We start from the raw sequence: 7,146 nt of genomic DNA, 5'->3' as shown, positions 1-7,146 counted from the left end.
GCCGGTCAGATCGGGGCTGATTGTCGTGCCGCGTCGAAGCACAAAGTGACACTTCAACTTTGCGCCGGAACGGACATCTCAACCTCGCCGCCACAAAAGCCCAGTTCGTCGCTGCACAAGTGGCACAAGTGAGACTTCGTACAAGTCTCGGTGCAATCAGGCCCCCCGCAACCAAATTCCCCATCACAGCACGCCACGATAGCCGGACCTGCGATCCTGCAATCAGCACGATTCCAATGAGCGTAGGTTCAAATCCTTTCCAGGCTCCAGGGATGGCTCCTCCACCGCTTGCCGGTTTTGCCCCCGTGCTATGGGGACGCATTGCCTTGGGCATGTGCCGGGTTAAAGACCTGTGTTGTGGTTCTGACACTTTGGCTGTCGTCTGGGCGACTCGGGCGCTTTCAGTTCCCAGGTCCCGTCGCCGGATTGCCTTTCCCCCATGAAACTCAAAAATTTCTCAACTTTCTATCAAGCGAGGGTGGGGCGTTTGAGTTGTTTCTCATTCATGGGGTTCGCCGGAACTTTGGACGTGATCGGCGGAGCGTTCTCATCATGTTTGGGCTGTTCACCCGCCCTACCGCCCACAGACTGGGACTGTAGCAGACGTGGCATGTCGGCCGTCCTATTGCTGGATACTCTCGGCCTATATGGGCATTCATCTTCTATAGCCAGAGATGCGTTCTAGCTTGCGATTGGGATTTCCTCCGTGATCACGTCGAAACGCTTCAAGAGTGCTGGACCAAAAGTCGTCGAGAGGGCTACGTCGGTTGCGTCTCGGCCGGTCGCCATCAGAATGCGGCCAATGCGGGGTGTGTTGTGGCGGGCATCGACCGTATGCCAGCGGCCACCGAGATAGACCTCGAACCAGGCGCTGAAATCCATCGGGTTCGGATCCTTCGGTACGCCGATGTCGCCGAGATATCCGGTGCAATAGCGGGCGGGAATGTTCATGCAGCGGCAGAGCGTGATGGCGAGATGCGCGAAATCGCGGCAGACGCCGGTGCGGTCGGTAAATCCGCCGAAAGCTGTCCTGAGCGGATCAGCCTTCTGGTAGTTGAACGTGATGCGGTTGTGTGTGAAATCGAGGATCGCCTGTACCCGCGGCCAGCCGAGAGGGGTGGAGGAGAAGGTCTTCCAGGCGAAATCCGCCAGGCGGTCCGTATCGCAATATCGGCTGCCGAGCAGAAAAACGAGCACCTTGTCCGGCAGATCCTTGATATCATGCTGCCGGGCATTTTCCGGCACCGGGTCGGGCAGACCGCCGTCGTAGATCTCGAAGTCCGTGGAGATCGTTGTCAGTCCCGGCGGCGCGGCGATGCGGCCGCAGGCGTTGCCGAAGACATCGAGATAACCCCAGGCCTCGATCGGACGATCGAAACTCAACACCTGTTCGGTGAGGAGATCAGCGCGGCGGGAAGGGTGGATGTTGAGGACCAGCAGCATTGCCGTCTCATGCTGGCATTCGTAGCCGATGCGAAAACCTGCGCGTATCTTCATCGTTGTATCCTTGCCGGAGAAATTCTTGCCGGAGTGGCAGTTCAGCGCCAACGCCCAGGCAAGACGGGGGGCCGGTCACCCATTGAGTTCCGCGCTACGATCACTTGTGACATTAATCTGCACGGACATGCTGTCGAAATCGGACGCGGCGCCGTCATAACTTCCCGAGAGGGGAACTGCCTGCTTCGGGTCTCGCGCCACACCTACCCGGATGAGGTCGCGGTTGCCGACGATCCCGTTGGTGGGGTCGAACTCCACCCATCCGGCGCCGGGTAGATAGATCTGGCACCAGGCGTGGGTCGATCCGCCGCCGAGCGTCGTCGATCCGTCGCGATCAGGGACGTAGATATAGCCTGTGACGAAACGCGCCGCGAGGCCGAGCGACCGGGCCGCCTCCATCATCAGTAGCGCAAAATCGCGGCAGGTACCGCGGCGAAGCTGCAGGGTCTCCCGTGGCATCTGCGTTCCGTGCTCCAGGCGCCGCGCATAGATGAAACTTTCGTGGATGGCGTAGCAGAGGGTCATCAGCAGCCGGCCGGTTTCGGTCGGCGGGCCGATCCGGACGAATTGCCGTGTCCATTTGCCGACTTCATCCCCCGGGTCCGGATAATGACGCTCGATGGTCCTTTCGAGGTCGAAGGCCTCCTCGGGATCATATGTGAAAGGATAGATCAGGGCCTGTTCATCTATCTGGAAATCGATCGCCACCTGCGGCGTGTGATCGAGGCGGATGTTCGTCTCGAACCGCAGTTCACATGCTACCCCAGGTATACCCACCAGCGCGACGCAATTGCCGAACACGTCGTGAATCCAGCGGATATAATCGGGCTTCGGCCGGACATCCAGATGGGAACTGAGGAGTGTCTGATCGAAACTGTCCCGCGGACGGAACATCAGCCTGTGTTCGCCGAACTCCACCGGCCTCCTGTACTGATAGGAGGTGATATGCCGGACGGAAAATATCGTCATCCAATCACCGATGAAAGTTACGGGGGCGGGCGCCCATCGCGAAATCTGAATGTCATTTTCGCTTGGGAGCGATGCGAAAGCCAATATCATAGCAGGCGCTTCGGTGCCATTCAGCATCGGCAGCGGGAGCGAAAGTGCGATATCGAAACGCAGCGACCTAGGCTTCATCAATCGGATGATTCTACCGGATACAGGCGAATACCGTCATCGCTATCTGCCGGCGTTTCTGAGCAGGTCAATCTCTTTGGCGATCGGTCCCAGCAGCTTCCTCAGGCGATTTTCTTCCACTTTATCGAGGCGAAATCGCTGCGCAAACTCGCTGACGTACCAGATCTTTTCCTTTCCAGGGCGGCCGATTTTGTCCGGAGGCATGGGATACTGCATAGCGAGATCCTTTGTGTGCGAAACGTCTTCACCTGAAGTGTTCGAGACCCAGGATGATGGTGCTGCTGCGAGTTGCAGTGTAAGCCGCCGTTGCGACCTTCAGGATTCTGGGCCGGAGGGCGTCGAAGGACGCAAGATATTCGCGCGCGCTCGCAGTCCGCTGAGACAATTCGCCAGCAAGCACTTCGGCGGGCACGAAAAACCTAATCTCGAACATGCCGTCATATCCGAGAAAGCGAACCCGTCGATGCGCTTCATCATAACTGCGAGCCGAATTCGGAAAAGACAGACCCACTAACGCCCCCCTTCATCCTGCCATCGATCGATGGCTTCGTTTTTCGATCGTCCTGCAACTTGGAGATCAGATGTGAGACCTTTGCCTCGGCGCTCCAAGGCCCGCAGCAAAGCCTCCTTTGTCCTGTTCCCTTTCCGGAACTCCGAATTTACGAAAATTGACGCAGCGCGTTTGGTGTCTGAACTGGCTTCGGCCTCAACACCTCTGAAGCCTGCAGTTCTCAATACATCCCTGAGCATCGCTACATTGACGGGGTTGATGTATTCCTGTGACGAATTGGAAGACATATCGTCCTCCTTTGTTGGGGCGGGGGTTCGCACCCTCAACGGCAGCGCCCGTGAAACGAGCTGCTATCAATGATGTATGTCGTGCGCCGATCTCTCAATTACAAGTCGAGCCTGAAAATTGCCCGCACGAAGTGGCGCGCTGAGCGTGTCGGAGTCGTCCAGTGATATTTAAATTAAACTTGCGCTCAATGCGTTGATGAAAATAATATTCCTTGTAAATTTCAGGAACAGACACATATCCATAAATGAATGACGGACTTAATTCGTGTAATTATGCCGTACCACATTCATAATTATAATTCTTATCCTTGAGGATAAGCGGCGAATCTCACCTAATCAAAGCGCAACAACCTGTTTAGATTACGTGAACCCTTGGGGCGGACCAATGCCTCGAAGGAAGGCTACTCCGATCTCAGATCGTTCCGATCTTAGCGGTGGATCCAGGAGGCCTCCCCATGACATTCGAGCACGCTGGCGTGCGGATCGCTTGCAAACCGTGGGGCAGCCACGATCTCACACCTTGGAACCGCAACGGCAAGCACGAAGCTGCAATCGGTGAACTCAGGTTCGATCGCGCCGAGACACGGGCGCCTGATCCCGCTCTGCTTCTAAAACTGCTCTTCACAAAGCAGATGCTGTCGATCCAGGTTCACCCGGATGATGCCTTTGCCCAATCGACAGGCATGGCCAACGGTAAGACCGAGGCATGGTATGTGCTGTCGGCGGAACCCGGCGCCCAGGTTGCTGTGGGGTTGAAGCGCACGTTAAACCAGGCGCGGTTGCGGGCTGTGATCGCCGATGGTTCGATTGCTGATCTCGTCAAATGGCAGGACGCTGCGGCTGGCGATGTGTTTTTCATCCCGGCCGGGACCATCCACGCGATCGGCGCTGGTCTCGTCATCGCCGAAATCCAGCAGAGAAGCGACACGACATTTCGCCTTTTCGACCACGGGCGCTTGCGCGAATTGCATGTAGATGAAGCCGTCGCAGCGGCCGATTTGGAGCCGGCGAAAGCAGAGGCTGCCCCCATACGTCTTACACCTGCCAGAACGCAGCTTGTATCGTGTCCCTTCTTCACTCTTGAGCGGATCGACCTTCCTGCGAATGCAAGGTGGGAGCTGCTGGCCGAGCGTGAGACCTGGGCTCTGGTCATCGCCGGCGATGCAAATGTCGGATCGATGCATGGCGGTGTCGGCGATGCGTTTTTTGCCGACGCAGATCGCATTGAAATAAAAGTTGGGAAAAATGGTCTGACGGCTTTGCTGGCCTATGCCGATAGTGCGCCTGAGCCAGGCCTGTTGCGCGATCTCGATGTGCAGAAGGCAGATCTTCCAGCCCGTCAGGACCATGTCCCGGCACTCATTCACCCTGAAAAACCGACCGGCTTGCCGTTCCGCTCGATGGAGGGGCAATCATGACCAAGTTCAAGAATATCGCGTTTATCGGCAACTCGCTCCCCCGACGCTGCGGCATCGCGACGTTTACCACCGATCTGCACCAGGCGGTTTCAAATTCACCTGCAATAATCGGGACGGCGATCGTGGCAATGACCGACCATGGCCACGCGTATGATTATCCCCCAAGCGTCTGGCTTCAGATCCCCGACGAAAGGCTCGATGATTATATCCGCGCGGCGGAAGCCCTGAATGCCGGCCGCTTCGACGTCGTCTGCCTGCAGCACGAATTTGGAATTTTCGGTGGCGAAGCCGGAAGCCATATCCTCACACTTCTCTCGCGGCTCGATATGCCGGTCGTGACGACGCTTCACACGGTTCTTGCCGAGCCCAGCCCGGCTCAGCGCAATGTCCTGGCGAGGATTGTCGAGAAATCGGCGAAGATCGTCGTCATGGCTGAGAAAGGCCGCACGCTCTTGCGTGAAGTATACGGGGTCCCGCTGGAGAAGATCGAAGTCATCCCCCATGGGATTCCGGACATCGCCTTCAGTGAGCCTGCTGTCGCAAAGGCTAAGCTCGGGTTCGAGGGCCGGTCCGTTATCCTGACCTTCGGCCTGCTCTCACCCAACAAAGGCGTCGAGGTCATGATCGATGCGATGCCCCGGATCCTGGAAAGCCGGCCCGACGCCGTCTATGTCGTGCTTGGTGCTACCCATCCCAATCTTGTCCTTCGTGAGGGCGAAGCATATCGCGATAGTCTGCTGGCGCGCGTACGGGATCTCGGGATCGAAAGCCATGTGGTGTTCCTCGATCAATTCGTCGACCAGGCAACGCTTTTGGACTTCATTTCCATGTGCGACGTCTACACCACGCCATATTTGAATGAAGCGCAGATGACGTCAGGCACGCTGGCCTACAGTTTTGGCCTCGGAAAAGCGGTCGTTTCGACCCCTTACTGGCACGCTCGCGAACTTTTGGCCGGCGGACGCGGCATTCTCGTACCCTTCGGTGATGCGAAAGCCATCGGTAACGAGATCGCCGGACTACTGACCGACGATGCAAGGCGGGACGCCATGCGTACGCGCGCTTACGCCAGCAGCCGGTCGATGACGTGGCAAAGGACGGCGGAGCGTTATCTCGCTGTATTCGACGAAGCGGCGCAACGCAGGTCTCTCCCCAATGCACAATTGCCGGGAAATCGCAACGCATCCACGCGTAAACCTGCCGGCCCGCCGGAGCCGCAGTTCACCTATTTTCTCTCCATGTGCGATGATACCGGATTGTTCCAGCATGCCGTCCACTCGGTGCCGGATCGCTCACATGGTTATTGCGTCGATGACAATGCGCGGGCCCTGCTTCTGGCGAGTGCTCTCACTGGAGCAGGCGAGACATCCCTGCCGGAGCCATTGACGACGCGCTTCGCCTCCTTCGTGCAGCACGCCTGGAATCCTGGCGAGAAGCACTTCCGGAACTTCATGGGCTTCGACCGGCGTTGGCTCGAAGACAAGGGCTCCGAGGATAGCCATGGCCGGACGCTTTGGGCTCTCGGAGAATGCGCCCGAGGCGATAGCAATCCGTCCCGGCGGACCTGGGCTGCCTCCTTGTTCGACGATGCCCTGCCGACCGTCGAAGGGTTTCTCTCGCCGCGCGCCTGGGCCTTCACGCTGCTCGGACTGGACGGATATTGCGAGGCTTCTGAGGAGGACGTCTTTGCCCAACGCATGCGGCGGCTTTTCGCGGATCGTTTGATGGATCTCCTTACTCGTGTGGAGACGGAGGATTGGATCTGGTTCGAGGAAGGTCTTTCTTATGACAATGCACGTCTGCCTCAGGCGCTCATCCTCACCGGGCTTGCCACTGAAACTCCTGCCTATACCGCTGCGGGGCTGAAAACTCTGCGTTGGCTCATGGCCTTACAAACCGCCCCCAGCGGCCATTTCAGAGCCATCGGCACGGACGGTTTCAGCGATAGACGAATGCCGCCGCAAGGATTCGACCAACAGCCCCTGGAAGCGGCAGCAACCATCTCCGCCTGTCTTGCTGCTTGGCGTGCCGACCATGGTTCCGAATGGAAGGCCGACGCGGCAAGCGCATTTGCCTGGTTCCTAGGCAGCAACGATCTGTCATTGCCGCTCGTCGATCTCGATACGGGAAGCTGCCGGGACGGGCTGCACCGCGCCCGCGTCAATGAGAACAGAGGCGGTGAATCCGTTGTGTCGTACCTTTTGGGCCTCATCGAGCTTCGCCAGTTTGCACGCCTAAGCAACCAGCCGGCAGCACTCGCTCCGCTTCGCGCCGTGAGTGCCTGAAGCTTCTATAA

The 7,146-nt window shown here is 58.1% G+C and carries 7 protein-coding genes; 2 read left to right on the top strand and 5 right to left on the bottom strand.

The window, feature by feature from the left end; genetic code table 11:
* Nucleotides 1-681: 681 nt before the first annotated feature.
* The 5 genes from J2046_RS28495 to J2046_RS28475 all read right to left on the bottom strand — a co-directional run bounded on the left by J2046_RS28495 (nt 682) and on the right by J2046_RS28475 (nt 3,432).
* A complete protein-coding gene (locus tag J2046_RS28495; RefSeq protein ID WP_210057550.1) occupies nt 682-1,497 on the bottom strand; it encodes a transglutaminase-like domain-containing protein in 816 nt (271 codons plus the stop codon).
* 75 nt (nt 1,498-1,572) lie between these two features.
* A complete protein-coding gene (locus J2046_RS28490; protein WP_210057547.1) occupies nt 1,573-2,466 on the bottom strand; it encodes a transglutaminase family protein in 894 nt (297 codons plus the stop codon).
* A 210-nt stretch (nt 2,467-2,676) separates the two neighbouring features.
* Complete coding sequence (locus tag J2046_RS28485; protein WP_210057564.1) at nt 2,677-2,850, bottom strand: hypothetical protein; 174 nt, start codon at nt 2,848-2,850, stop codon at nt 2,677-2,679.
* 28 nt (nt 2,851-2,878) lie between these two features.
* Entirely contained in the window at nt 2,879-3,145 is a 267-nt protein-coding gene (locus J2046_RS28480) for a DUF1488 family protein (protein WP_210057545.1), read from the bottom strand.
* Complete coding sequence (locus tag J2046_RS28475) at nt 3,145-3,432, bottom strand: hypothetical protein (protein WP_210057544.1); 288 nt, start codon at nt 3,430-3,432, stop codon at nt 3,145-3,147. The genes J2046_RS28480 and J2046_RS28475 overlap by 1 nt, the downstream gene beginning before the upstream one ends.
* 632 nt (nt 3,433-4,064) lie before the next feature.
* On the opposite strand from J2046_RS28475, the gene J2046_RS28470 reads away from it, so the two are divergent.
* Complete coding sequence (locus J2046_RS28470) at nt 4,065-4,850, top strand: class I mannose-6-phosphate isomerase (RefSeq protein WP_233470344.1); 786 nt, start codon at nt 4,065-4,067, stop codon at nt 4,848-4,850.
* Nucleotides 4,847-7,135 carry a glycosyltransferase family 4 protein gene (locus tag J2046_RS28465; RefSeq protein ID WP_210057540.1) on the top strand — a complete coding sequence of 763 codons (2,289 nt, stop codon included), beginning with the start codon at nt 4,847-4,849 and terminating at the stop codon, nt 7,133-7,135. Before J2046_RS28470 ends, J2046_RS28465 begins: the two co-directional genes overlap by 4 nt.
* The last annotated feature ends 11 nt before the right edge of the window (nt 7,136-7,146 follow it).

This window comes from Neorhizobium petrolearium (assembly GCF_017873175.1).
GTDB classification, from domain to species: Bacteria; Pseudomonadota; Alphaproteobacteria; order Rhizobiales; family Rhizobiaceae; genus Neorhizobium; species Neorhizobium petrolearium.
Note: the sequence above shows the minus strand (reverse complement) of the source record. Positions and strands in the feature narration are given on the sequence as shown.